The organism is Sphingobacterium sp. NPDC055346 (assembly GCF_053645235.1).
On record NZ_JBSHMI010000001.1, the window covers coordinates 100,331 to 126,395 of the forward strand.

Annotated in this window: 22 protein-coding genes; 18 read left to right on the top strand and 4 right to left on the bottom strand. The window is 39.4% G+C overall.

Features of this window, described 5'->3' with window-relative positions; all coding sequences use genetic code 11:
• Positions 1-80: 80 nt before the first annotated feature.
• Positions 81-998, top strand: a complete 918-nt coding sequence (locus ACWICE_RS00430; RefSeq protein ID WP_185216044.1) for a LiaI-LiaF-like domain-containing protein — start codon at positions 81-83, stop codon at positions 996-998.
• A 28-nt stretch (positions 999-1,026) separates the two neighbouring features.
• Positions 1,027-3,027: a (E)-4-hydroxy-3-methylbut-2-enyl-diphosphate synthase gene (gene ispG, locus ACWICE_RS00435; protein ID WP_454297394.1), complete on the top strand. Its 2,001-nt coding sequence runs from the start codon at positions 1,027-1,029 to the stop codon at positions 3,025-3,027.
• A gap of 94 nt (positions 3,028-3,121) precedes the next feature.
• Here ispG and ACWICE_RS00440 read toward each other — a convergent pair whose 3' ends face one another.
• Positions 3,122-3,907 carry an META domain-containing protein gene (locus ACWICE_RS00440; RefSeq protein ID WP_185210906.1) on the bottom strand — a complete coding sequence of 262 codons (786 nt, stop codon included), beginning with the start codon at positions 3,905-3,907 and terminating at the stop codon, positions 3,122-3,124.
• 336 nt (positions 3,908-4,243) lie between these two features.
• Here ACWICE_RS00440 and nuoH point away from each other — a divergent pair, with 336 nt between their 5' ends.
• From nuoH to ACWICE_RS00490, 10 genes are all read left to right on the top strand, one after another.
• On the top strand, positions 4,244-5,302 hold the full coding sequence (gene nuoH / locus ACWICE_RS00445) for an NADH-quinone oxidoreductase subunit NuoH (protein WP_454297395.1): 1,059 nt from the start codon (positions 4,244-4,246) through the stop codon (positions 5,300-5,302).
• A complete protein-coding gene (locus ACWICE_RS00450; RefSeq protein ID WP_214649432.1) occupies positions 5,303-5,866 on the top strand; it encodes a 4Fe-4S binding protein in 564 nt (187 codons plus the stop codon).
• Positions 5,866-6,408, top strand: coding sequence for an NADH-quinone oxidoreductase subunit J family protein (locus tag ACWICE_RS00455; RefSeq protein ID WP_185210908.1), 543 nt, complete (start codon positions 5,866-5,868; stop codon positions 6,406-6,408). Before ACWICE_RS00450 ends, ACWICE_RS00455 begins: the two co-directional genes overlap by 1 nt.
• Positions 6,405-6,710, top strand: coding sequence for an NADH-quinone oxidoreductase subunit NuoK (nuoK, locus tag ACWICE_RS00460; protein ID WP_185210909.1), 306 nt, complete (start codon positions 6,405-6,407; stop codon positions 6,708-6,710). The genes ACWICE_RS00455 and nuoK overlap by 4 nt, the downstream gene beginning before the upstream one ends.
• Complete coding sequence (nuoL, locus tag ACWICE_RS00465; protein ID WP_454297396.1) at positions 6,710-8,713, top strand: NADH-quinone oxidoreductase subunit L; 2,004 nt, start codon at positions 6,710-6,712, stop codon at positions 8,711-8,713. The genes nuoK and nuoL overlap by 1 nt, the downstream gene beginning before the upstream one ends.
• Position 8,714: 1 nt before the next feature.
• Complete coding sequence (locus ACWICE_RS00470) at positions 8,715-10,319, top strand: complex I subunit 4 family protein (protein WP_454290799.1); 1,605 nt, start codon at positions 8,715-8,717, stop codon at positions 10,317-10,319.
• A gap of 11 nt (positions 10,320-10,330) precedes the next feature.
• Positions 10,331-11,818, top strand: a complete 1,488-nt coding sequence (locus ACWICE_RS00475; protein ID WP_454297397.1) for an NADH-quinone oxidoreductase subunit N — start codon at positions 10,331-10,333, stop codon at positions 11,816-11,818.
• A gap of 390 nt (positions 11,819-12,208) precedes the next feature.
• Positions 12,209-12,814 (top strand): DUF4254 domain-containing protein, encoded by a 606-nt coding sequence (locus tag ACWICE_RS00480; RefSeq protein WP_185210913.1) that lies wholly within the window; start codon positions 12,209-12,211, stop codon positions 12,812-12,814.
• Positions 12,815-12,823: 9 nt separating this feature from the next.
• Positions 12,824-13,840: a glycosyltransferase family 9 protein gene (locus tag ACWICE_RS00485; RefSeq protein ID WP_454297398.1), complete on the top strand. Its 1,017-nt coding sequence runs from the start codon at positions 12,824-12,826 to the stop codon at positions 13,838-13,840.
• A 40-nt stretch (positions 13,841-13,880) separates the two neighbouring features.
• Positions 13,881-14,996, top strand: a complete 1,116-nt coding sequence (locus ACWICE_RS00490) for a glycosyltransferase family 4 protein (protein WP_454297399.1) — start codon at positions 13,881-13,883, stop codon at positions 14,994-14,996.
• Here the strand turns inward: ACWICE_RS00490 and ACWICE_RS00495 are convergent.
• Together ACWICE_RS00495 and ACWICE_RS00500 are read right to left on the bottom strand one after the other, a co-directional pair.
• Positions 14,993-16,021, bottom strand: coding sequence for a hypothetical protein (locus ACWICE_RS00495; protein ID WP_454297400.1), 1,029 nt, complete (start codon positions 16,019-16,021; stop codon positions 14,993-14,995). The genes ACWICE_RS00490 and ACWICE_RS00495 overlap by 4 nt on opposite strands.
• Complete coding sequence (locus tag ACWICE_RS00500; RefSeq protein WP_454297401.1) at positions 16,022-17,098, bottom strand: glycosyltransferase family 4 protein; 1,077 nt, start codon at positions 17,096-17,098, stop codon at positions 16,022-16,024. It lies immediately after the preceding gene.
• Positions 17,099-17,242: 144 nt separating this feature from the next.
• On the opposite strand from ACWICE_RS00500, the gene ACWICE_RS00505 reads away from it, so the two are divergent.
• The 5 genes from ACWICE_RS00505 (at position 17,243) to ACWICE_RS00525 (ending at position 23,948) form a co-directional block, all read left to right on the top strand.
• On the top strand, positions 17,243-19,279 hold the full coding sequence (locus tag ACWICE_RS00505; protein WP_454297402.1) for a glycosyltransferase: 2,037 nt from the start codon (positions 17,243-17,245) through the stop codon (positions 19,277-19,279).
• A 78-nt stretch (positions 19,280-19,357) separates the two neighbouring features.
• Positions 19,358-19,843, top strand: coding sequence for a SixA phosphatase family protein (locus ACWICE_RS00510; RefSeq protein WP_185210920.1), 486 nt, complete (start codon positions 19,358-19,360; stop codon positions 19,841-19,843).
• A gap of 21 nt (positions 19,844-19,864) precedes the next feature.
• Positions 19,865-21,874: a thioredoxin domain-containing protein gene (locus tag ACWICE_RS00515; protein ID WP_454297403.1), complete on the top strand. Its 2,010-nt coding sequence runs from the start codon at positions 19,865-19,867 to the stop codon at positions 21,872-21,874.
• Between the two features lie 20 nt (positions 21,875-21,894).
• Positions 21,895-22,395, top strand: coding sequence for an FKBP-type peptidyl-prolyl cis-trans isomerase (locus ACWICE_RS00520; RefSeq protein ID WP_185210923.1), 501 nt, complete (start codon positions 21,895-21,897; stop codon positions 22,393-22,395).
• Positions 22,396-22,478: 83 nt separating this feature from the next.
• Entirely contained in the window at positions 22,479-23,948 is a 1,470-nt protein-coding gene (locus ACWICE_RS00525) for a sulfatase family protein (RefSeq protein ID WP_454297404.1), read from the top strand.
• Positions 23,949-23,954: 6 nt separating this feature from the next.
• Here the strand turns inward: ACWICE_RS00525 and mnmD are convergent, their stop codons facing one another.
• On the bottom strand, positions 23,955-24,620 hold the full coding sequence (mnmD, locus tag ACWICE_RS00530) for a tRNA (5-methylaminomethyl-2-thiouridine)(34)-methyltransferase MnmD (RefSeq protein WP_454297405.1): 666 nt from the start codon (positions 24,618-24,620) through the stop codon (positions 23,955-23,957).
• Between the two features lie 60 nt (positions 24,621-24,680).
• Between mnmD and ACWICE_RS00535 the strand changes: the two genes are divergently transcribed.
• Positions 24,681-25,913, top strand: coding sequence for a dicarboxylate/amino acid:cation symporter (locus ACWICE_RS00535; protein ID WP_454297406.1), 1,233 nt, complete (start codon positions 24,681-24,683; stop codon positions 25,911-25,913).
• Positions 25,914-26,065: the final 152 nt, after the last annotated feature.

Genomic DNA, 26,065 nt, shown 5'->3' on the forward strand with positions numbered 1-26,065 from the left:
AAAAAATGAAGCGTCAAGCCTATTTTCCGTTATTAAATTTGTAATATCGTAGTAGTTTTGGTCAACAAAGCTAAGAAACAATGAACAATAAAATTGCAACAGGTATATGGTTGGTATTCGCAGGATTGGTATTCTTGCTACACAACTTGAAAGTAATAGATTTTAATTTCTTCTCCATAATCAGTTTATGGCCATTGATCCTTGTGTCTATTGGTGTCAGTTTGCTCTTGCAGGGAAGGACTTATGGAAAATACATCGTTATTGCAACCAACATCCTATTATGTGGTTTTATTTTCTTCAAAGGGGTAACCAGCAAGGAAAGCATGTATGACCATATCGGCAATATTGATGTTTCCACTGGCGATGACGTGAAGGGACCATTTACCCAAGTTGTCTCCCATCCTATCGGCTCAGAAACAGAATCTGCTAAACTGACCATCAATGGCGGTGCAGCAAAGTATAATTTCGCTCCGGGAACAGACTCAAGTCTAGTCCTCAGTGCGAAGACGGCACAACCAACTGCCTCATTGAACTTGCAGACCAAGGGCGATAAAGAGGTGAAAATGGAGTTGACCAGCAAAATGAAGAACAACAAGTACAACAATAGCTTGATTGAGGTTGGCCTTAGCAGTAAGCCTGTATGGGATTTGGAATTCAATGTGGGAGCAGCTGCAATCACAGGAGATTTCAAACAAATGAAACTTGGCAAATTGGAAGTAAATTCTGGTGCAAGTTCACTGAACTTATACTTACCAAAACCAGCTTCTGGTACTTGTGATATTGAGATCAATACCGCTGCTTCCAAAGTGATCTTGTATCTACCAAAAGGAGCTGCCTGTCGTGTTGAAACGGATGCTTTATTCTCCAACAACAAATACGAAGATGTGGATGTGGTTTTGGATGATGTTCGCAAGAGCAAAAACTATGACCAAGAATCCAACAAGTACGACATCAAGATTGCGGGTGCTGCAAATTCATTATCTATCTTACGCTATTAAACCCGAAATTAGCTAACTTTGCCTTGATATGGAAAGTAAGCCTTTGACAACGCTAGCCGGCGGTTATTGCAACAGCAAAACAGCCTATTCAAGATTCTATACCCGAGAGGTGCAGATTGGCGATATCCCAATGGGAGGCTATAACCCAATTCGGATACAAAGTATGACGACGGTCGATACGATGGACACGATGGGCTCAGTAGAACAGACCATTAAGATGGTGGATGCGGGTTGTGAGTATGTTCGTATTACTGCACCGAGTATCAAAGAGGCAGAAAACCTAGCAAACATCAAGAAGGAATTACGGGCAAGAGGGTACCATGTTCCCTTGGTTGCCGATATCCATTTTACGCCCAATGCGGCTGAAGTTGCTGCAAGGATCGTAGAAAAAGTAAGGGTAAATCCAGGAAATTACGCTGACAAAAAGAAGTTTGACCAGATCGATTATACCGATGCTGCCTATCAGGCAGAATTAGATCGAATCCATAAGAAATTTTCGCCTTTAGTAAAGATCTGTAAGGAATATGGTACCGCCATGCGTATCGGCACCAACCATGGTTCACTTTCTGACCGCATCATGAGCCGATATGGCGATACGCCGGAAGGAATGGTGGAGTCAGCATTGGAATTCATCCGAATCTGTGAGGATCTTAATTACTATAACCTTTGTGTTTCGATGAAATCATCCAATCCTATGGTGATGGTCCAGGCCTACCGTTTATTGGTTGAAAAGATGGTAGCCGAAAACATGAACTATCCATTGCATTTGGGTGTGACTGAAGCAGGTGACGGAGAAGATGGTCGTATCAAGTCGGCAGTAGGCATCGGTACTTTATTGGAAGATGGCTTGGGAGATACCGTCCGTGTATCCTTGACAGAGGAACCAGAAAAGGAAGCTCCAGTGGCCATTGCTCTAGTAAATAGATATAGTAAACGCGTAACGGACCTTGCTGAAACTCAAGAGCGAGAGATCATCCAAATCACTCCTGTGCAAGAAACTAAGCCTTATATTTCACAGGAAATCAATGCTTTTATTGGCGGATCATTAGTACCAAGGATTGTCGTGGATCTTTCTCAAAAGAACCTAAAAGATCCATTTATTCTATCTGATGTAGGGTACAAGTATGATGCCTTGCTGGATAAATACCACATGGGTGATCAGTCGGTCGATTTTGTATATTTTGGGGATTCCTTACCATCATTTACGATGCCGGGAAACCTAAAGCAACTCTACAATTACAAAACTTGGAAAGAGCTTAAGAATAAAACGAATATTCATCCCATTTATACCTTAGAGGAATTCAACCGAGCGGAATTGAAAGATCCTGCCATGAATTTAATCTATGTCAGCAATGATCTTTTGGAAACAGAAGCCTTTGCCAATCTGCAGATGGACAAGACAATTGTCTTTATCCTGGAAACAGACCACTTGCATGGGATGGCAGATCAAAGGCAATTCTTTGCAAACCTGCAGGAAATCGGGATTGATTGTCCGGTCATCATCAAAAGAAGCTATGCTGCTGCTGAATTTTCGGGCCCCATTGGAGACATCATGAATCCTGAAGAGCCAATTTCAAAAATCCAACTCTATGCGGCAACTGATTTTGGCGCCTTATTGATAGATGGTTTAGGTTCTGGGATCTGGTTGGACTCAGAAGCTACCGCAACAGATAAAATAGCCTCCATCTCATTTGGTATCCTTCAGGCTACGCGCTCCAGAATATCCAAAACTGAATATATCTCCTGCCCTAGCTGCGGAAGAACCCTATTTGACCTTCAAGAAACTACCCAAATGATCCGCAGTAGAACCAATCATTTAAAAGGTTTGAAAATCGGTATCATGGGATGTATTGTGAATGGTCCGGGTGAAATGGCCGATGCTGACTATGGTTATGTCGGTGCAGGACCAGATAAGATTACCCTGTACCGTGGGAAAGAAGTTGTAAAACGTAATGTGTCTTCTGCAAAAGCTTTGGATGAATTGATAGACATTATCAAGTCAGATGGGCTATGGGTGGAAGAGGGATAATCCTGAACGAATAAGAATAAGAACTTGCTTTAAAATACAAAAGGGAGATGTTTGCTATAAACATCTCCCTTTTTATCTAGATAATTGAATGATCTTATTTGATTTTCTTGAATCTCATGGTTGCAATATCACCAACGATTAAGGTAAGTTGGTCTCCATTGACACTTTGAACATTTACCTTTTCAATTGATTGAAGGAACAGAGGTTCACCTTCGCCTGGACAGGCCATTCTAGTTGTCGCCATCGGACCGAACTTAATGTTCTTACCATTAATTGTTACAGAACTGTTGAATGTGTTACAGCCAGCATTACCAGACACTTTGTTTGATGAGGAATCAAAAACAAGAGTCGGTTTTTTATCCGGATACAATTCATTGAAAGGTTTTGAAGAATTTGCGATATAGTCCAATTCCCAAGTACCTACCAAGCTATTTTCTGCATCAACCTTAGCAAATTTTGCTAATGGCATCCTGCGGCCTACATTTAAGGATAAGATACCATCAGCTAATGTATAGTTATTGGTCGTTTTGAATACTTCAGCCAACAATTTATCTGTTTCCATATCTTCACATGCCATCATGGTAGAAATACCAGGTTTGAAAGATATCCTATTGGTTCCAGCAAATACATATTCACCAGACATGGTATTACAGCCACCTGAGGCCGAATAACGAGACTCTTCACTCATAAAAACTAAGAAAGGCTCTTTGCCATTCAGTTTTTCAGGCACTTCTTTTCCATTTAATTCGATCAAGCGCCATTTGTTGCCAGTGATTTCAGCAAAGTCTGGGGATTGGTTTTCAGTCGTTTTCTTAGCGCCAGCACAACTTGAAAATAAAATTGTTACTACAGCTAACACACTAAAAATTGATTTTTTCATAGATATCATTGTTTAAACTCTAATATAAATACGCAAAATTTGTCAAAGGTTTAAAATATTTTTTAAAATTACCTGTTTTCCATATCATATTCTGTTTTTTGGCCATTTTTTAAAATGGATAGATCAGGGAAACAGATTTAGTACCACAACAAATTCCAAAAGCATAAGGCAAATACCATGCAAGATTTTTAATATTGTCAAAACTTTAAAAAATAGCTTACAAAATAAGGCAAATCGCTGTTCTAAATGATTTTAGTTATGGCTTATTTGCTCCTATTTCCTTATGTTTGTAGCTAATTAAGAATTAATCTAAAAAGAAGATTGGACAGCTTAATCTTGAATATCCTAACACCTGTTGCAATATTTTTGTTTATTGCTTTATTTACGCTTTTTGCAGTTTATGCGGAGCGTAAGATTGCAGGATTTGTTCAGGATCGATTAGGTCCGATGGAAACGGGTAAATTTGGTTTATTGCAGACCATTGCAGATATCCTAAAATTACTTCAAAAGGAATTTATCTCCCCGAGTGCCTCTGATAAGATTTTGTTTGCTGTAGCACCGATCATTATTTTTGTTGCGGTTTTCATTGGTTATAGTGTTGTCCCTTGGGGACCTGACCTATTACCATCCAATACCCATACAGGTTTATTCTTTATTATGGCTGTCGTATCCATTGATGCCATTGGCATCTTGATGGCTGGTTGGGGATCTAATAACAAATACTCTTTATTAGGTTCTATCCGAGCGATTGCGCAGATGATTTCGTACGAATTACCGGTTGGTCTTTCCTTAATCTCTGCGGTGATGATTACGCAGACCTTAAATTTAAATGAAATCGCACTTAATCAAGGAGTCTGGGCAGATCAAGACATTTATTTTCTTGGATTTTGGAAGGTGAATGATATTGGTGGAATCTTGTCCTGGAATATTTTTCAGGCTCCCCATCTCATAGTCAGTTATGCCATATTCTTTATCGCATCCTTGGCAGAATGTAACCGGGCGCCATTTGATATTCCCGAAGCTGAGAGTGAGTTGATTGGTGGATTCCATACCGAATACGGTGGTATCAGGTTTGCTTTTTTATTCTTGGCGGAATACGCCATGATGTTTTTGGTAGCCATGTTGGGTGTTGTGATATTCTTAGGAGGCTGGAACAGTCCCCTACCGAATATTGGTGCGGCCAGATTGGCTGATTGGACTACAGGCCCAGTTTGGGGTGTGTTTTGGACATTAGCCAAATCGCTATTTATTGTGGCTGTTCAGATTTGGATCCGTTGGACCTTACCTCGTTTCCGTGCTGACCAGTTGATGACTTTATGTTGGAAAATTCTTATTCCCCTAGCTTTTGTATGCATGGCCATTTCAGGGCTTTGGAGAATATTAATCATGCTATAGTTGATCTTAAAAACGACCATACAAGGGCTGGCAACAGCAATCAAAGGACTTACCCTAACGGTGAGACACCTGTTCAGTGCCCGGAAATCACGTCGTTCCCTAGATATCAAACAGGATAATTACTTTGAAGAGCAGTCCGGTGTAACGACCGTTCAATATCCAAAGGTAAAAATGCCTATTCCTGAAGTAGCCAGGTACCAATTGGATGTTGTTATTGACGATTGTATCGTCTGCGATCTTTGCGCAAAAGCATGCCCAGTAGATTGCATTACGATTGAAGCCATTAAATCACCTGAAGCCATAGGGAAAACCTCTGATGGTTCTGTAAAGAGGCTTTATGCTGCCGAGTTTGATATTGACATGGCAAAATGCATGTACTGTGGACTCTGTACAGTAGTCTGCCCGACGGAATGTATTACCATGACCGATAATTACGATCGAGTAACGACCAATCTTGCGGATTTGACTTATTCCTTTGCGGACATGACGGATGAGGAAATCAAGAAACGTAAAGAGGAATGGACCAAGTTTCAAGCTGAGAAGGAGGCAGCGAAGAATAAATAATGGAGTTAGCCATATTTTATGCATTTGCCGCATTGACCATTGGTTCAGCCTTGTTGGTAGTCAGTTTAAAAAATACTGCACGAGCATTGTTCCTGTTCTTTGTAGTGCTATTCGGGATGGCGGGATTATTTATTTTCGCATTGGCAGACTTTGTAGCCATTACCCAAATCATGGTCTATGTAGGTGGTGTCCTGATCCTGATGATCTTTGCCTTTATGCTTTCCAATAAAGAGCTATTGGCTGATTTACAGAATACCTCCAGTAAATTCCTTTCCCTTCCGAACTGGCAAACCCTGCTGTTAAGCCTTGGATTTCTTGCTGTAATGATCTATGGGATCATAGAATGGCAAGAAAACACACCGAAATGGATAACCGAAAACATTAGAAGTGGGAATGTTATCAAATCCACCGACAATAATATCAATCAATTGGGATTAAAATTTATGACCCAATATCTTTTACCATTTGAGGTCATTTCCATATTCTTATTGGCAGCCTTGATCGGTGCAGCACACCTTTCCAGAAAGGAGGATACGAAATGATTACATTAACCCATTTTTTGGTCGTATCTGCCTGCCTTTTCTGCATAGGTCTTTATGCCGTTGTCGCAAAGAGAAATGCCATCATGATCCTTGTGGGGATTGAATTTATCATAAACGCCGCCATCTTAAATCTGGTGGCATTTGGCCGATATGATAAGGTGAACTATGGCGGGCAGATCTTTGCGCTGTTTGCTATTGTACTGGCCGCAGCAGCGGTGGCGGTTGGACTAGCCATTATCTTAAACCTGTATAGGAATTATAAGAGCATTAACCCTGATAACATAACTGATTTAAGAGACTGATGGGCGATTTACTGAACATATCACCTGTCTTAGGAAGTATACTGGTTGTACTTCTCCCCTTTGTTGCATTCTTGATCCAAGCAATACTTGGCAAAAGAGACCAATCTGGCAACATCTCTTTGGTCGCTATCATATTAAGTACCCTTTTGAGCTTAATGTTCGTGTTTTCTGAAGTCTGGAATAGCGAACCTATAGCCGCTAATTACGCTTGGTTTACCATCGGTAAGAACAGCTTCCAAATTGGGGTATTGCTAAATAACCTCAGTGTTTTGATGCAATTGATCGTTTGTGTGATTGCATTACCTGTTCATATCTATTCGAGAGCCTATATGAAAGGCGATCCGGGAATCCATCGGTATTGGATGTACCTAAGCCTTTTCTGCTTTGCGATGTTAGGCTTGAGCATTTCCAACAACCTGTTTATGATGTATATCTTCTGGGAGCTGGTTGGATTTGCGTCCTATCTCTTGATTGGATTTTGGTTTACCAAGGAGTCCGCGGTTCAAGCCAACAAAAAGGCATTTATCATCAACCGGATTGGAGATTTGGGCTTTTTATTAGGGATAGCATCCGTTTATAGTATGTATGGAAGCCTGAACTTGGTAGAGCTTTTTGGAAAAGAAGGGCTATTCTATGAAACGGCACAAGCTTCGGAAGGCTGGATGACCTTTACAGGGATCTGTTTCTTTGTAGGGGCGATGGCTAAATCTGCACAATTCCCTTTGCATATATGGCTGCCGGATGCGATGGAAGGACCAACAGCAGTATCTTCGCTGATCCATGCTGCGACCATGGTAGCTGCTGGGGTATTCCTGATCTGTACCGTATTTCCATTATTCAATGAAACAGCCTTACTGTTTATCGCCATTATTGGCTCTATTACGGCATTTATTGCCGCTATCTTTGCCCTAGGCCAGCGCGATATCAAGAGGATTTTGGCATTCTCCACGATCTCTCAATTAGGTTTTATGATGGTGGCGGTTGGAGTTGGCGCATGGGATGCAGCCATGTTCCATTTAGCGACCCATGCCTTTTTCAAATGTTTACTATTCCTTTCCGCTGGAGCCGTAATCCATGAAATGGCGCATCTAAAAGAAAAGAACAATCTTGATATTGACCCTCAGGACATAAATAACATGGGCGGATTGAGGAAATGGATGCCGAAAACATTTATCCTGATGAGCATTGCCTCGTTGGCATTAGCAGGCTTTCCATTGACATCTGGATTTTTATCTAAGGATGCCATCCTGATCTCCACCTATGAATGGGCAATCCATCATGGCGCTTTATATTTATTGATACCCATAAGTTTGACCTTGGTCAGTATCTTAACGGCTTTTTATATTGGAAGATTGATCTTTAAGGTCTTCTTTGGCGAATTCAGGATCAAACTTGAGCATACTCACATTCATGAAGCCAGCAATAGCATGCTCGGACCGATGATCTTTTTAGGAATCTGTTCCTTGTTTGTGGTTTTTTCATGGAATCCGCTCGCCTATCACCATTCCTTTATTTTAGGCGGGTTTAATGTGCAATATCCATTTACTGAAATACATTCCTTGCATTTGATATTACCCATTGTCCTGACCCTTGGTTCTGCAATTTCTTGGGCAATAGGTTGGAATTGGTATGTAAAGAATAAATATCCTTTGCAAGCAGGCAATCCTTGGATTGCATTCTCCTTAAACCAAGGCTATCTCAATGAGGTTTACCAAAAGCTTTTTGTAAACAGCACCCTGCGTTTGAGCAACGGATTATATTGGTTTGACAAGTATATTGTGGATGGTTTGGTGAATAGCCTTGCCACAGTTACAAGAGGATTGGCAAATTTCAGTGCCTGGTTAGACAAATATCTGGTCGATGGTCTGGTGAATAGCATTGGGGGAACGACCTATTATATTGGCCATCTATTGAGATGGGTGCAAAACGGGAGGCTTCAAAACTATTTGGGTTTTGCCTTTACGGTATTTTTAATTGGAATAATTTATTTGATAATAAAATAAGATGGGTGCATTATCCTTACTTATATTTCTGCCTTTGATTGCTGTTGTAGGCATTCTGTTACTTCCAAACCGGATGGGACAGAGCTACAAATATCTATCCTTAGTGGTTACATTGATCCAATTTGGATTGGCAGGATATTTATATGCTAACTTTCAAGGTTCGACAGGTGGATTTAATGATGTTGCTTCCTATCAATATGTGGAGCAGCTTCCTTGGATCAGGTTGGACCTGGGCTCCATAGGTAAATTAGAGATCGATTATTTTCTTGGAGTCGATGGCTTCTCCTTACCATTATTGCTTTTGAGTGCCTTTGTCATGTTAATGGCGGTAGGTGCCTCTTGGAATATGGAAAAGAGTAAAAAGGGTTATTTTGCGCTGTTAATGCTATTGAATACAGCAGTAATGGGCATATTCTGTGCTTTGGATTTCTTCCTGTTCTATGTATTTTATGAAGTCATGTTGCTACCCTTATACTTTTTGATCGGTATTTGGGGAGGAGCACGAAGGGAATATGCTGCTATTAAATTCTTTATATACACCCTATTTGGGTCGGTATTTATGCTTTTGGTGATTGTTGGACTTTATTTTTCAGTTCAAAATCCACAAACCGGAGCACATACTTTCAATATGTTGTATATGATGAACCCGGAGAATTATATTCCAGGCTCATTCTTTGACTTTTTAGGAAATGCCAATGAGATATTAGGTATTCCGGCCAGAATGATAGGGTTTATCGTACTTTTCATTGCATTTGCGATCAAGATTCCAATTGTTCCATTACATACCTGGCTACCAGATGCGCACGTAGAGGCCCCTACCCCTGTTTCTATTATTCTAGCGGGTATCCTACTAAAGATTGGTGGCTATGGGATCATCCGTATCTGTATGGGAATCTTCCCTGATGCGATGGCCGATGCGAACTGGTGGTTAGGGTTGATAGCTGTGGTGTCCATTATTTATGGTGCATTGAATGCTTTGGCTCAAACCGATCTAAAGCGATTGATTGCTTATTCTTCAGTATCCCACATGGGTTTTGTACTATTGGGTATTTCATCCTTGACAGCAGAAGGTGTTTCAGGGGCAATGTTCCAGATGTTGAGCCACGGTTTCTTGTCAGCAGCATTATTCTTTTTGGTTGGTGTTCTATATGACCGGGTTCACGATCGATATATCTATAATTTTAGAGGATTGGCGAGCATCATGCCAAAATATACGGCCTATGTTGCCATTGCTTTCTTTGCTTCATTAGGCCTTCCCGGGTTTTCCGCATTTATTGGAGAGGCTTTTGTGATCATCGGAACATTCAACGCGGAAAGCATGCAAACAGGTATTCCACGTTGGATGGCGATATTTGGGTCCTTAGGTATCCTCATGAGTGCGGTCTATTTTTTATGGACCTTGCAGCGCATGTTTTTCGGACAGACCCGTTTGAAAGGCGGTGAAGAATGGGCAGCAGAATTAAAAGATTTAAACAACAGGGAGCAGATCATTCTATTCCCAACCTTGGCATTGGCTTTAATCTTGGGAGTCATGCCTTCCCTAGTATTTGGAGTATTGAACAACTCTGTATTGAGTTTATTGGATTTGGTAACAGCTTATTTGTAGGGTTAAGATAGATGAACGAGTTTGCATTGCAGGTTTCAGACCATATAGATCAGATCATTCGATCGATACCTTTGTTCAAAGTAGAACTGAGTATGTCCATTGGATTTCTGCTCAGTATAGCCTGTACGCTAGTATTTGATAAATACTGGAAGCAGTCTTCGTTTTTTATCAGCATCTTAACGATCATTTCCTCTTTTGCCATTCTTTTGACCCAATATGATTATGCGAATTTTGGGTTCTATGGTATGTTGACCCTCGATAAGACTTCTTTTTATGCCAGGGCATTTATTGCCTTAGGTTTATTGGTCTCAGCCGTTTTCCTTCAACAGCATTTTGCACATAAGGAATTCAAAAAAAGAAAGGGCGATATCTACAGCATTCTTTTGGCGGCAGGGATAGGCATGAACCTGTTTTCCATGACGACCCATTGGTTGATGGCTTTTATTGCCATTGAGATGGTATCCATCAGTTCCTATATCATGGTTGGATATTTCTCGGAAAACAAGAAACAATCTGAGGCTGCAATGAAATATGCTTTATTTGGATCGGCTTGTTCTGCAGTGATGTTATATGGGCTTTCATTGATTTATGGCTTTACAGGGGATTTGAATTTTGCCAGTCCTAGGCATATTCAAGGTTTGATTGCTGCGCCTGAGGTGATGAGTAGCATTGCCATCCTCTTTGTATTTACAGGGATTGGTTTCAAATTGAGTTTTGTTCCTTTTCACTTATGGGCACCGGATGTTTATGAGGGCGCTCCTACCCCAGTAACGGCATTTCTGTCTACAGTACCCAAGATCGCAGCCATTGTCTTGATGAGCAGATTGGCAGCGGCCTGGATCAGTACCCCATTTTATTTTAGTGAACTGACCTTTATGTTTGTTTCCATTGTGGCAATCATCACGATGCTCTTTGGTAACTTGATCGCCTTAAGGCAGACCGATATGAAACGATTGATGGCTTATTCCTCCATCGGGCATACCGGTTTCCTTTTGATGGCCATTATCGGCTATGTAAATGGCCAACAGGATATTCTTTTCTTCTATATTTTCATATATGTGCTGATGAATTTGGCAAGTTTTGCATTCATCGACGTCCTGGAACAGAAGCTGGGCAGCAGCAATCTACAGGCTTATATCGGTCAAGGAAAGAAACTACCATTAATATTTACCTGTTTCTCCATAGTAGGTATATCGTTGATCGGAATACCTCCAACGGCAGGCTTTGTTGGAAAACTATTGGTCTTCACCAGTATTTTTGAAATCTACCAATCTGGGGGTGACCTTATCTTCTTGTGGCTCTTGATTATCGGCGCCCTGACTTCCGTAATCTCCCTGTTTTATTACTTCAAAATCCCTTTGTATTCCTTCCTTAAAACCAATAAAGAGGAAGTAATCACAGCTAAAGACAACAACATCTCCGTTATGTTGGTTATTGGGGTTGTTTTGACCATCCTTGTAGTGATATTTGGGCTGTTCCCAGGGGTAATCTTGAGATAGAGTATTTAGTATTTAGTATTTAGTATTTAGTATTTAGACCTTAATGGTCTTGAAATGCTGAAGTTGTTTTTTTCAAAAAGGGAAATTTCCTTTCCTATTATATTAGCTTTTCGGCTCAAGTAATAGACATTTGATGAAAATGTGATAAGTATAAAAACGGTAAATCCTATTTAGGGGGTCCACAAAATACTAATTACTAAATACTACGAATTAAAGTCCGTTATACCAGTTCTAAATACTAATTACTAATTACTAATTACTAACTACTACAAATTAAAGGTCGATAAACCGGTTCTAAATACTAAATACTAAATACTAACTACTACAAATTAAAGGTCGATAAACCGGTTCTAAATACTAAATACTAAATACTAACTACTATATTTGTACATGATATCTTCAGCAGCAAACAAAATTTTTCAGAAGGTAATTGAAGATTACCATGTTTATGATAAGATTGATCAGCCGATCGAGAATCCCTATGGTCGCGAGACTTTAGAGCATTTATTGTATTTGAAATGTTGGATTGATACGGCGCAATGGCATATGGAGGATGTAATCCGTAATCCTAATATTGATCCGCGTGAAGGTCTGTATTGGAAGAGAAGAATCGACAGGCAAAATCAGGAGCGCACGGATACCGTTGAATTTATCGATAGTTATTATCTTCAGAAATTTGCGGATGTGGTTGCGCTAGCTGATGCGAAGATCAATTCGGAAAGTCCAGCATGGGCAATTGACAGATTATCGATCTTAGCACTGAAGATCTACCATATGGAACAGGAAACCTTACGTACCGATGTTTCAAAGGCACATCAAGATGCTTGTCAGCAAAAGTTAACTGTGCTGTTGGAGCAACGCAAGGATCTTTCCCAGAGTATTGATGAATTGCTTGCAGACATTGAAGCTGGAAAAAAATTCATGAAGGTGTACAAGCAAATGAAGATGTACAACGACCCGAACTTAAATCCTGTACTTTACGGGGCTCAAAAATAATTTCCTGAGATGAAGCGAATCTTGGTCACTAGATTTTCTGCAATGGGTGATGTCGCCATGGTTGCTTCGGTTTTAAGGGAATTCCAAGAACAACATACGGACACTGAAATCATTATGGTTTCACGTCCGTTTTTTTCTGCTTTTTTCGATGGAATACCGCGCTTGATCTTTCACCCTATCGAACCCAAGGAAAAACATAATGGCATATCTGGTTTAATAAAGCTATTCAAGGAACTGAAAAAGTACAAGGCCAAACAGGTTGCTGACCTGCATAATAACATCAGGTCAAGGTTTTTGGACGTCCTTTTTCGGACTGCAGGGCATCAGGTTCAAATCCTAGATAAAGGCAGGCCAGAAAAGAAAGCTTTAACACGTACCAAGGACAAGGTTTTTAAGCCTTTGAAACTGACTACAGAGCGATACGCCGATGTTTTCAGGAAATTGGGATATAGCCAACAATTGAACCATCAATTGGAAAAGCAACATCGACTGATTCCTCAGGGAATGATGCCAATTCTGGCTTCAAATGCAAAAAAAGTTGGCATATCGGCTTTTGCTCAACATCCCTATAAAGTTCTTCCAACAGAAAAAATGACGGAGGTAATCCATAACTTATCAGATCTAGGGGTTCAGGTTGTGCTTTTTGGAGGTGGAGCAAAAGAGAAAGAGATTACGGAGAACTGGGAAAAACAGTTCCCCAATGTGCATTCTGTTGTAGGAAAATATAATTTAAGTCAGGAGTTGGATATCATTGCCCATCTTGATCTGATGGTCAGCATGGACAGCTCAGGCATGCACATGGCTTCCCTAATGGGTATTCCTTGTGTATCAGTTTGGGGAGCAACTCATCCTTATGCTGGATTTTTGGGATATGGTCAGTCGATGGAAGATTGTGTTCAGGTGGAACATCCCAATAGACCGAATTCTGTTTATGGCAATAAATCCTGTCTTTGTGATGGCGTAGAGGCAATTGATTTAGTAAGTAGCGAAATGCTTGTCGAGAGGATAAAAAAACACTTATTTTAATTAAATTCACGAAATTAATTACCTGAAAAAGAAATTCTGAATGTTGACAATAGGATTTGACGCCAAAAGATATTTCCTAAACTATACTGGCCTTGGTAATTACAGCAGGGATTTAATCAGGATACTTGAAAAACACTATCCTGAGAATAATTATATTAAATACACGCCAAAACTTGGGGATAACCTAACGTCCAACCAATTGGCTGATAAAAAAATTCAATTACCTACTTCCAAGATTTCGAAAATGCTTCCCATGGTATGGAGAAATTGGAGCATTATTTCTGATCTAAAGCGGGATAAGGTTGAAATCTACCATGGATTATCTGGTGAAATCCCCATTGGACTGCAAAAGGCAGGAATTAAATCAGTCGTTACCATTCATGATTTAATCTTTTTACGATTTCCGGAATTATACCGCGCAGTGGATAGATGGATTTATGATAAAAAGGCGAAATATGCCGTTGAAAATGCTGACCGAATCATAGCCATCAGTGAACAGACTAAACAGGACCTGATGTCATACTACCAGGTTCCCGAAGATAAAATATCGGTGATCTACCAGGTGAGCCATCCTGCATTTAAAACTGAAAAGACTGAAGAGGAAAAAGAAAGAATTCGATTAAAATATAACCTCCCAAGAGATTTTGTATTGAATGTTGGTTCTATTGAACCCAGAAAAAATGCATTTCAAATTGTAAAGGCCATTGAAGGATTGGATATTCCATTGGTAATAATTGGGAAAGAAACCCCTTACACGCAGCGCATAAAGGAGTATATCGCTTCAAAAGGGATGGAGAAGCAAGTTGTTTTTATGAAAGGCTTGAGTATGGATGAATTGGCCACGATTTACACCATGGCTAATATTTTCATCTATCCTTCCAAATTTGAAGGATTCGGCATTCCAATCATTGAGGCGCTCTACTCAGGCACTCCAGTTATAACGACCAATTCAGGCGTATTTCCAGAAGCAGCAGGACCTTTCTCGAACTATATTGATCCTGAAAATGTTGCAGAAATACGAAAAAGCATTCAATTGATCCTATCTGATCCCGAATTAGCAAACAACATGGCCGTAAAAGGGCGAGAATATGCCCAGCGGTTTAATGATGAAATCATTGCCCAGCAAATCATGGGGCTGTATCATCAATTAGTTTAGCTTTTCGGAAGATCGATTTTTTGGTAGGGCGCAATATCCAGAACATATCTGATCCAGTTTTCAAAGGAGTATTTGTGTTTGATGTCTTCTGGTAATGGCTCGTATGGAGAATTGATAAATTCTTTTAAACCGTCAAAATTGTCCCCCTGTAGAAGGAAAAAGTTTGAAGGATTATAGAATTCATATTTTTTTATTTCTGGATTGTCTAGTATTAGTTTTTTATCATTCCCGATTGCCTCGAAAACCCTAAAGGACAAACCTTTGTGTACATCGTGCAATAGATCAACCATAATCCTAGACCTGTTCACTAAATCTAGGTTTTCCTCATAAGAGACATAATTCTTTGTCAATTCAAAAGATCTATCGCCATATTTCTTTTGAATCTTCTCTTTATCAGAATGGACCTTGATCACGGAATTAGAATGGATATTTTTCAGATAGTCACTTAATTTTTCAAGTTTATTAATCCTAGACCGCACATAATTCCCTAAATAATAAACATCGATATCCTTTTCAACATGGGGATTATTGCTATTGAGGTAAAAATTGCTGGCAGATTGCACGGATGGAAAATCCAGATCCGAAGGGTCAAAGACGAAAAATCGGTCGAACTCGGGAATTAAATCTTTTATCCCTGGAAAGCGATCTAATCCATCCCATTGGTAACCAACCAAGACCTTACTTTTTTCCTTGATCTTCTTAACGATATCCAAAGGGTAATAATCTGCTCGAAACATCAGGCAATAATCAACGACCTCGGTCAATTCTTCTACGGCTTTGGTTATCCCTTGGCCAGTATCACGGTATTTTAAATAGGGCTTGTATTTCCTGTCATTGAAAAAGACCTTCCTCAAGAAGTTAATGGTTCTATCAGTAAGGTTTTTATACTTAAATTTTCCAGTAAAAGGAATACCAATGACGCGAAACCCAAATAATTCCAATTGCTGTTTCACGGAGTGGTATAGGAACCAATCTGGCATTGCCAATAAAATAGTTTTTCCTTCTCCAAACTTTACTTGACTCATTTAAGCTAATTCTTTATAAATTTCCCAATAGGCTTCAGCTGCTTTTTTCCAGCTAAACATTTTACTTCTTTCCACTACTGCAAGTTCCATTTCCTTTGAAAACTGGAAAGAACATAATTCCTTTCCGTATTCAATTAAATAATCCTTTTCAAAGGAATCAAGATATCGTACTACATTCCCTCCAATCTCCGGAAGACTGGTAGAGTTTGATAAAATGATGTCCTTGCCAAAACTCATCGCCTCCACGACAGGCAATCCAAAGCCTTCCGTTTTTGAAGGGAAGCAAAAATATCTACAATTCTTTAAAAGGTAAACTTTTTCTCCCTCACTTATTGCTCCAATAAAATAAATCCTTTCCATCACTCCCAGTTCCTTACCCAATTCAAGGATTTTCTTTTGATAGGTTTTGTCGAAGATCTCTCCCGCTATGACTAAGTTAAAATCATTCTTCACCAACAGATAGACTAAGCTTTCGATGTTTTTTTTCGGCAAAATTGCCCCTATGAAAAACAAATATGGAACCGATAAGTCCAAAAGTGGAAAGTTGACTGCTGTTGGACTAACTGCTGGGTTGATATTATTGCCATTGTAAATTACGGAACAAGGTTTATTCCGCAAATTTATATACTCCACAACTTCCTGCTTCACATATTCTGAAATGCAGACAATTTCATCGGAGTGATCGACATTGGATTGAACCTTGGCAAGGTATTTCCTTTGCTTATCCTTAGGTTTTTCTCGTAAAAAATTCAGATCATGGATGGTCAGGACCTTGGCTATCTTTTTGTTCCTTGGTAGATAGTCGGTCATTTGGTTGCTACCATGCCAAACATTTAGATCAACCTGGAATGACTGGATATACTTATGGATCGGCTTGCTGTTTATGTAGTTATGGGCTCCCTTCAAGATTTGGCTGTTTTGGGGAGCATAAAAATACAATTTTAGGGTAGGGTCGGAATCAGCGATATCAATTAAGGCATTTCCCAATTGAAGGCAAAAGTGAAAAAGTCCAACGTTTCTATATTTTAAACGTTCGACGTCGAAACAAACATTTGCAGGTTGTTCTGGGATCATCATCAAACATAAAAAATATTCACAGGAATTTGATGGTTTAGCATTTAAAATCGACTAGTTCTGTAGCATTTTTATTATAAATTTCGTCTAAAATTTACTTACGGTTAGATTTTTGATAGCTATTATAAAATACTTTACAATACTTAAATGGGTTTATCTAAGCAGATCAGATTATATTTCGAGAAAAAGAAACGACTAAAGAATACGATCAATGACTTTACAATAAATGTTCAAGAGCCTGATTTAGTTAAAGAAACCCTTGTTTTTCCTGAAACAAAACAGCCCTTAGTTTCTATAATCATTCCATATTATAACATGGAAGCGACCACTAGAGCCTGTATAAAATCCATACATTCAAATTTACCCGAGAATAGCTTCGAACTCCTTTTAATCAATGATTGCAGCAAGGATGCCATCGATTTTTCGGATATTGAAAACACAGTTCAAATAACCAATGATACCAATTTAGGTTTTTTGGAGAGTGTAAATAAAGGTATTAGGACAGCAAAAGGCGATTTCATCTATTTATTAAACAATGATATCCTCGTGCATAAAGGTTTTTTAGATGAATTGGTCAATGTATTCAACACGAAGGAGGATGCTGGAGCAGTGGGATCTATGATCTTGAATACCGATGGTTCCCTTCAGGAAGCTGGTTCGCTTTTTTTAAGTGCGGACAGAATCCATCAGGTCAATAATGTTCCTGCCTATTTCCCAGAAGTAAATTATGTGTATGAGGTGGATTATGCCTCAGGATGCAGTCTACTCTTCAGGAAAACGGATGATCTAGGAAATCTCAATCTATTAGACCCTGTTTATAAACCTGCATATTTTGAAGAAACGGACCTTAGTTTTCGAATAAGATATGACCAAGGGAAGAAAATATACTTCAGCCCTTTTTCAAAAGTGATTCATTTTGACGGACTGACCTATAAGAATAAAAGTCAAGAGAAAGCGCTTCAAAAAGAAATGATCTTTAAGAAAAACAAGGAAATATTTTATTCTCGCTGGGGAAAATATCTTGATAAAATAAAGTCTAATACCGTCGAAGAAAGAAAGTTGGAAATCAATAACAACAAACAGATAATTTTCTTTCACGACCAAATGCCTAAAGTTGACAATAATTCAGGAGAGATACGGTTTACAGAGATCATGAAGGAATTTTGTGAACTGGGCTATCAAGTCATCTTGATTACAACACAGAACAAATTTGAGAATGATTCAAATGAGTTTTACCAAAAGTTAGGGATTTGCGTGGTTTATGAGCATCATGCTAAAAATGATGTGGTCCAATTTTTAAAAAGAAGTGTTTTCCATCAGCCGATCGTATGGTTTCATACCGCAATCAGTTTTAATAAATATTACAAAACTGCCCAAAAATTCATTCCAGATTCAAAAGTAATCTTTGATATGGTAGACATCCATCATTTGAGATTTAAAAGGGCATTAGAGTTTGAGGAAAACAATAAAGAACTCCAAAAATTATATAAAAAATTCTATCAGTACGAATTGGAAGCTGCAGAAAAGGCTGACATAGTCATTCCTATATCTGAACAGGAAAAGGTTTATATGGCTAAACTCTGTGACAACAAAAAACTTCATGTAATTTCAAATATCCATTACCCAAGGATCAGGAAGGAAGAAACACCGCGCTTTCAAGACCGTTCAGGAATCCTTTTTGTTGGCTCTAAACATACCCCAAATATTGATGCTGTAAATTACCTGATTGATGAAATCATGCCTGAGGTTTGGAAAGTCAATCCCGCAATAAAATTACATGTAGTAGGAGACTTAGATGAACATATTGATGAAGAAAAGAAAACCTTAAAAAATGTTGTTTTCCATGGTTTCGTTGAAGATATAGAACCTTTTTACCTCAACACGAAGTACATGATCGCTCCACTTCGTTATGGCGCAGGTGTAAAAGGAAAAATAGGCCAAGCTTTTGAATATTATTTACCAGTAATCACCAACAAGATTGGGGCTGAGGGAATGAATCTTCAGGATGGTACCAATATCCTTGACGCCAATACGACAGACAAATTCGCTGAGCAAATTTTGCGTTTGTACAATGATGAAGTGCTTTGGAAAAAACTGCAAGATAATTCTGAGAAAAGCTTAAGGCCATTTTCTGTTGAAAAGCTTAAAGGCAGCATACAATTCATTGAGAATTACAGAGTTTAGAAGTAATACTTAACAATTTCAGAACGATTTGTTAATTATTATTTCTTTATCTTGGTGTTTTAACTAGGTATTCAAAACATGAAAACATTATATCTTATCAGGCACGCCAAAGCTGAAGAACACTCTTTTTCAAAAGATGATTTTTATAGAGACCTACAAAAAAAGGGCAGAGAAAGAGCGGAAAGGATTGCTCAAAAGCTAAAAGACTCTCTTAAAATAGATGAAAAGACCCTTGTCATCTCATCCTCTGCAAATCGTGCCATCCAAACAGCAGAATTATTCTGTGAAGTGCTTGGTTACCCTCAAGAATCCATCCATCAGACGAGAGATATTTATGAGGCCCATTTTATGGATATCCTAAAAGTGATCAATAGCGTTCCGGAAGAATATGATACCTTGTTGATATTTGGTCATAATCCAGGGCTTTCTAACCTGACCAACTATTTGAGCCATTCTGAGATTGAGCTGGCTACGTCCAATGTATCAATTTTACAGCTTGAGGGTGATCTGACCTTTGAAATGTTAGGAGGAGGAACTGCCAACCTAATAGGATTATTAAAATAATAGTTTTTACCTTCGTATGTTATGGCAAACAAACTACAAGGTGAAAGTTCCCCATATTTAAAGCAACATGAACATAATCCTGTTCATTGGTTTCCATGGGGTGAAGAAGCATTAAATAAGGCAAAAGAAGAGAACAAGTTAATCATCGTTAGCATTGGCTATTCGGCTTGTCACTGGTGCCATGTAATGGAACGCGAGAGCTTCGAAAATGAGGCCATCGCGCAAACCATGAATAAGTTTTTTGTTTGCATTAAGGTGGATCGAGAAGAACGTCCGGACATTGATCAGATCTATATGATAGCGGTTCAATTAATGACTAATTCTGGTGGTTGGCCCCTGAACTGTATCTGTCTCCCAGACGGTAGACCAATTTATGGCGGAACTTATTTTAAGCCAAATGATTGGCAACAGATTCTGCTTCAGATTGCGCAAATGTGGGAGGAAAAACCGGAGGTCGCCATAGATTATGCTGAAAAACTTACCCAAGGCATCCAACAAGCTGAAAAGCTCCCCATACAGAACATTCCTGAACAATACACCCTAAGTGATATCCTCCAAGTCGTAGAACCGTGGAAGGAGCAATTTGATGGTAAAAACGGTGGTTATACTCGTGCTCCTAAATTTCCTCTCCCCAATAACTGGGTCTTTTTCTTACGTTATGGCTTCTTGAACCATGATCAAGGGGTTGTAGACCATGTTCATTTTACATTAGAAAAAATGGCAAATGGGGGCATATATGATCAGATTGGTGGTGGTTTTGCCCGCTATTCTGTGGATGGGAAATGGCATGTTCCCCATTTTGAAAAAATGCTCTATGATAATGGTCAGCTATTGAGTCTCTATAGTGAAGCTTATCAAAACAGACCCCAAATATTATATAAAAACATTGTTGAAGAAACCATAGCTTGGGCTGAACGCGAAATGTTGGACCCAAATGGAGGTTTCTATTCTGCACTGGATGCTGATTCAGAAGGTGTAGAAGGTAAATTCTATACTTTCGACTATGCAGAATTTAATATTTTGGGTGAAGATGCTGACCTCGCAAGAAACTACTTCAACATCAAAAAGAGTGGAAATTGGACTGAAGAACAAATCAACATTCCTTTTGTGAACCCCGAGGATAATCAACTCATCGAGGAAGCGGGTTACAGTGAGGATGAATGGCAGGAACACCTAAAAGAAATAAAAGCAAAACTCCTTCAATATAGAAGCAAGAGGATTAGACCAGGATTGGACCATAAACAGTTGACTACCTGGAATGCCTTGTTCATGAAAGGGTTAATTGACTCCTATAGGACCTTTGGTAATTCACATTTTTTAGAATTAGCAGAAGGGATTGCAACCTTTATCGAAGAGCATTGTTGCCAAAATGGCAGACTTCTTCATCAGCCGTCAGACCACAACAGAACAATTTTAGGATTTCTAGATGATTATGCATTTACCATTGAAGCTTATATAGCTTTATACGAGGCAACCTTTAAGGAAATGTGGCTTGAGCGTGCAAAATCTTACCTAGAAATAGCGATATCCCAGTTTTTTGACGAGAATGAAGCTGTATTTTATTACAGCAGTAAGGACGCTGAAGTTCTGATCGCAAGAAAAAGTGAGATTATGGACAATGTAATTCCGGCATCCTCTTCAACAATAGTGCGTTCATTGTTCAAACTCGGCGTATTATTTGATAATAGTAGGTACACGGAAATTGCAGATCGAGTTTTTGCCAATGTTTTTCCTCATATTAAATCCTATGGTTCGGCCTATTCAAATTGGGCAATCCAACTCTTAGAACTCCACTTCGGAGTTTGGGAGATCGCAATCACGGGAGATCAAGGACAGGCTTGGCGAAAGGAATTAGATCAATATTACATCCCCAATAAAATCACTTTAGGGGGAACAAAAAGCAGTCTTCCTTTGTTAGAGCATAAAAACACAGTGGAAGACAAAGCATACCTTTGTCAGAAGAAAACCTGCAGCCTTCCACAATCGTCAATTAAGGATATTATAGAATTAATAAATAATAAACAGGGATAGATTCCCACAATCTAATCAGAATGGCAGTAGAAAACAACAATGTAGTAACATTGAATTACGTTCTTCACACAATTGAAGATAACGGTGAAAAAACATTTGTAGAGCAAACAACGACTGAGAATCCTTTAACATTTTTATATGGTGTAGGCATGATGCTTCCTAAATTCGAAGAAAACATCGCTGGTTTAGCTGCTGGTGACAAAAAATCATTCGAGTTAGAAGCTGTTGATGCTTATGGCGAACGCGATGATCGTGCAATTGCACAATTACCTGCTGATATGTTCAAAGAAACTGGACTTCCTCCAGTTGGTGAAGTTCTTCCATTGCAAGACAACCAAGGAAACCAATTCCGTGCTGTTGTTGTAGAAGTAACTCCAGATGCAGTTGTTGCTGACTTGAACCACCCAATGGCTGGTAAAAAATTAAACTTCGATATCGAAATCTTAGACACTCGCGAAGCTACTCCTGAAGAATTATCTCATGGACATGCTCACGGTGCTGATGGTAACGAAGGACACTAAGAAAATTTAACACAAAAAAAAGGTCGCTGGGATTTATCTCAGCGACCTTTTTTTGCTTATATTAGTTAAAAGACCTAAGCCCTATGATTTATCGAATTCCATTGATGCTCGTAATAAGCATCCTCTTTAACACTGCTTTTGCACAGAAAAATCAGACTAAGCCCAATATTATCCTCGTCTTTATGGATGACCTTGGCTATGGTGACCTTGGAGTTACCGGAGCATTGGGATATCATACAACAGTATTGGACAGAATGGCAAACAATGGAATCCGTTTCACCAATTTCCTTGTTCCTCAAGCAGTCTGTTCAGCTTCTAGGTCGGCATTATTGACGGGTAACTATCCGAATCGAATGGGGATCAGTGGAGCATTTATGCCTTCTACTGGAGTAGGCTTGAACCCAGATGAGATCACGATGGCGGAAATGCTCAAGAGCAAAGGCTACAGCACACAGATCATCGGCAAATGGCACCTTGGAAGCGAACCTGAATTTCTTCCTACCAAACAAGGTTTTGATGCCTACTACGGAATCCCCTACTCCAACGATATGTGGCCAGTAGGCTTTGATGGTAAACCAGCAAAACCTGATACCCATGTTTCAAAATACCCTGTATTACCTTTATTGAAGACAAAAACTGGACAAAGTATTCCAGATACGGTGTTGAAAATCAACAACCTGGAAGATCAAGCAGTATTAACAGAAAATTACACTAAACAGGCTCTAGACTTTATCAAGGCCAATAAGGACAATCCGTTCTTTTTGTATTTAGCCCATAGCATGACCCATGTGCCCATTGCTGCTTCGAAAAAATTCCGAGGGACTTCTGACCAAGGGTTATTTGGTGATGTCATGCACGAAATAGATGATTCCATGGGTCAGATTTTCCAAACCTTAAAATCAAATGGACTGAGCGACAATACGATTGTTATCTTCACGAGTGATAATGGTCCTTGGCTTAACTTCGGGAACCATAATGGTTCATCAGGAGGGTTTAGAGAAGGCAAAGGAGCCAGTTGGGAAGGCGGGCAGCGTGTTCCTTGCATCATCTATTGGCCAAACATGATTAAGGAAGGTCAGATCAACAACAACCTAACCAGTAGCATGGATATTTTTGCTACAGTTGCTGAAATCGTAAATTATAAAGACAATCCCAATCAGATTGATGGAATTAGCTTCTTAGCGCAGATCAAAGATCCTAAGGCAGAAGCTCCACGGAAATCCATGTACTATTATTACAACCAGAATGACCTGGAGGCTGTCCGTTTTGAGAATTGGAAGCTGGTCTTACCCCATAAATCCAGATCTTACGAAGGCATCCTTCCCGGAAATGATGGCTTTGGAGGCAATTACAAAGAACTAGAAATAAAAACCATGGAATTATATGACCTCCGTCGCGATCCTGGAGAAAGGTACAATGTCATCGAACAGAATCCAGAGGTATTAGAGAAATTACTCGAAATTGCTGATGAAGCCCGTAGAGATCTTGGAGACAACCTGACCAAGGCTGAAGGACAAAACCGAAGACCTCTGGGCAGAATCCCTAAAAAATAAGAAATCTTAAAGCTTGGTTGCTCTCAACATTTCACGTTTTCCGGGAGCACCAGGCGCTTTTTCAATACTAAAACCCAACGCTTTCATCGCTCTTTTTAAGTTGCCCGTAATGGCATAAGTCACAAAGACACCTCCCGGTTTTAGAAACTGACAAACATGAGCTAAAGTTTCAGGCGTCCACATTTCTGGCTGATGGATTTCTGCAAATGCATCAAAATAGATAACATCAAAAAGTTCATTACTATCAAAATCCATTACTTTCTGATGAGCAACTTGAACCTGCACAGCATCTAAAAGGTTGGTTTTTGAATTGATCGCATTTGGATATTTTTCAATAAAATTCTCCCAAACGACGTCAGCAATATATTCCCCATAATCAGATTGCTGAATCAATTCTTGGCTCAAAGGGAAAGCCTCAATGCCAACATAACCAAGGGAAATCTGATGCTGATGGCAATAATCTGCAGTCATCAAGAAATTTAAACCCGTCCCGAATCCAATTTCCAAGACAGAAGCCGAACCACTTGATTCCTTCTCCAACCAATAGCGTAACCCTGTATTCAAAAATACATGGACACTTTCTTGATGTGCGCCGTGTTTAGAATGGTAATGCTCTCCCACCTCCTCATGGTACAAAGTTTTTGAGCCATCTGCTGTTTTAACGAATTCCATTATATATTTTTGGCAAATCTAAAATAAAAACAACTATTTTAGCTTGAGCAAATTACTTAAATGAAAGAAATCCTAAAAAATTACGGAAGTATCATCTTACTTCTAATAGGTATTACTATTGGTAGTCTAATCGGAATATTCTTCCCTCAGGCAGTTGATATCCTTAAACCCATAGGTGATATTTTCTTAAACTTACTCTTTGTTTCCGTAATCCCACTCCTATTCTTTGCCATCTCATCTTCCATTGCCAATATTGAGGACAGTAACAAACTTGGAAAGACCATTGGGGTTATGACAGCGGTATTTATCGGAACGATTATCATCGCAGCCATAGCGACCATCGCAGGTCTTTGGGCATTTCCTGTCACTGCCATTTCTGATGGTTCGGCAGTCAATGAAGCCCTTTCCACCAATGCCGATGAAACATGGGGCGACCGAATTGTACGTTTTTTGAGTGTTGATGAGTTTGCCAACCTACTTTCCCGAAAAAACATTTTGGCCTTTGTCATCTTTGCCCTTTTGGTCGGGACGGCAACCCGCAAATCTGGTGAGATGGGAAAACAGTTCACTGCCTTTCTGAATGCCGGAAACAAGGTCATGGAAAACCTTTTGATCTTGGTCATGAAAGCTGGACCTGTTGGTTTAGGCGCATATTTCGCCTATCAGGTGAAGACCTTAGGTCCTGAACTCTTTGGATTCTATGCCAAGCCATTAGGGTTCTACTATGGATTTGGAGTCGTATTTTTTATCGTATTCTTCAGCCTTTATGCCTTTGTTGCAAAAGGTTCATCAGGCGTAAAGTCTTATTGGAAACATAATATTTCACCATCATTAACGGCCATCAGTACCTGTAGCAGCTTGGCAACTTTGCCTGCAAACTTGATTGCTTCCAACATGATTGGGATTCCAAAAGAAATATCTAGTATCGTGGTACCTTTGGGAAACACCCTTTACAAAAACGGATCCGCCATTTCATCTATCCTAAAGATCTATGTTGCTTTCTCCATCTTAGGATGGAATTTCTTTGAGCCAACCACTTTGATTACCGCAGTAGGCATCACCGTCTTGGTATCTATGGTTGCTGGTGGGATTCCCAATGGAGGATTTATCGGAGAAATGCTAATGATCTCCATCTATGGAATACCAAATGAAGCAGTACCATCTATTTTGATCATAGGCGCTTTAGTAGACCCATTAGCTACCGTCCTGAACGCAACAGGTGACACCGTCGCCGCGATGTTAGTCACCAGATTCTCTGGAGAAAAATTTAACCCAGAACAAGCTGAAGCTTAATAAATAAGGTTAAAAGAATATAAGAAAGCTCATTCAAAAACATTAATTTGGCTGAGCATTCTTATTTGAATCACTTTTATTACAAAAGCCTGAAATTAGATTTTACTGGAAATCAAGAATCTAATACTCCCAACACATCCGCAAGTACTTAC

Bases quoted from the DNA above. Each gene is read 5' to 3' on its own strand.
- ACWICE_RS00430 (WP_185216044.1), top strand. From the start codon at position 81: ATGAACAATAAAATTGCAACAGGTATATGGTTGGTATTCGCAGGATTG.
- ispG (WP_454297394.1), top strand. From the start codon at position 1,027: ATGGAAAGTAAGCCTTTGACAACGCTAGCCGGCGGTTATTGCAACAGC.
- ACWICE_RS00440 (WP_185210906.1), bottom strand. From the start codon at position 3,907: ATGAAAAAATCAATTTTTAGTGTGTTAGCTGTAGTAACAATTTTATTT.
- ACWICE_RS00455 (WP_185210908.1), top strand. From the start codon at position 5,866: ATGGAGTTAGCCATATTTTATGCATTTGCCGCATTGACCATTGGTTCA.
- nuoK (WP_185210909.1), top strand. From the start codon at position 6,405: ATGATTACATTAACCCATTTTTTGGTCGTATCTGCCTGCCTTTTCTGC.
- nuoL (WP_454297396.1), top strand. From the start codon at position 6,710: ATGGGCGATTTACTGAACATATCACCTGTCTTAGGAAGTATACTGGTT.
- ACWICE_RS00470 (WP_454290799.1), top strand. From the start codon at position 8,715: ATGGGTGCATTATCCTTACTTATATTTCTGCCTTTGATTGCTGTTGTA.
- ACWICE_RS00475 (WP_454297397.1), top strand. From the start codon at position 10,331: ATGAACGAGTTTGCATTGCAGGTTTCAGACCATATAGATCAGATCATT.
- ACWICE_RS00480 (WP_185210913.1), top strand. From the start codon at position 12,209: ATGATATCTTCAGCAGCAAACAAAATTTTTCAGAAGGTAATTGAAGAT.
- ACWICE_RS00485 (WP_454297398.1), top strand. From the start codon at position 12,824: ATGAAGCGAATCTTGGTCACTAGATTTTCTGCAATGGGTGATGTCGCC.
- ACWICE_RS00490 (WP_454297399.1), top strand. From the start codon at position 13,881: ATGTTGACAATAGGATTTGACGCCAAAAGATATTTCCTAAACTATACT.
- ACWICE_RS00495 (WP_454297400.1), bottom strand. From the start codon at position 16,021: ATGAGTCAAGTAAAGTTTGGAGAAGGAAAAACTATTTTATTGGCAATG.
- ACWICE_RS00500 (WP_454297401.1), bottom strand. From the start codon at position 17,098: ATGATGATCCCAGAACAACCTGCAAATGTTTGTTTCGACGTCGAACGT.
- ACWICE_RS00505 (WP_454297402.1), top strand. From the start codon at position 17,243: ATGGGTTTATCTAAGCAGATCAGATTATATTTCGAGAAAAAGAAACGA.
- ACWICE_RS00510 (WP_185210920.1), top strand. From the start codon at position 19,358: ATGAAAACATTATATCTTATCAGGCACGCCAAAGCTGAAGAACACTCT.
- ACWICE_RS00515 (WP_454297403.1), top strand. From the start codon at position 19,865: ATGGCAAACAAACTACAAGGTGAAAGTTCCCCATATTTAAAGCAACAT.
- ACWICE_RS00520 (WP_185210923.1), top strand. From the start codon at position 21,895: ATGGCAGTAGAAAACAACAATGTAGTAACATTGAATTACGTTCTTCAC.
- ACWICE_RS00525 (WP_454297404.1), top strand. From the start codon at position 22,479: ATGATTTATCGAATTCCATTGATGCTCGTAATAAGCATCCTCTTTAAC.
- mnmD (WP_454297405.1), bottom strand. From the start codon at position 24,620: ATGGAATTCGTTAAAACAGCAGATGGCTCAAAAACTTTGTACCATGAG.
- ACWICE_RS00535 (WP_454297406.1), top strand. From the start codon at position 24,681: ATGAAAGAAATCCTAAAAAATTACGGAAGTATCATCTTACTTCTAATA.